The 253-nt window shown below is 43.9% G+C and carries 1 pseudogene; it reads right to left on the bottom strand.

Annotated features, from left to right (window positions below):
• A pseudogene (locus SM755_RS23950) lies at window positions 1–253 on the bottom strand (hypothetical protein); the annotation flags it as partial.

Here is a 253-nt window from a genome sequence, read left to right as displayed (position 1 = left end):
GCTGCGAGAAATGATCCCTGTAATCTGCCCTTCAAGCTGATTGTGGCTGAGGTCAACACTTTCCAACACCGGGGATGAGAAAAGATCGGAGGGGATCTCCCCACTCAGGTAGTTGTAACTCAAATCCAAAATCCTCAGATGCTTGGTAATCCCATTCGGAATCCAACCGATAAATTTATTCTGATTAGCTGCAAACCGAGATAAATTCTTGAGGCTTGACAAACTTGCTGGTATCGGTCCATTTAGATTATTA

It is taken from the genome of Natrialba sp. PRR66 (assembly GCF_034808065.1).
In the GTDB taxonomy this organism is placed as follows: domain Archaea; phylum Halobacteriota; class Halobacteria; order Halobacteriales; family Natrialbaceae; genus Natrialba; species Natrialba aegyptia.
This window is presented reverse-complemented; position numbering and strand designations above follow the sequence as displayed.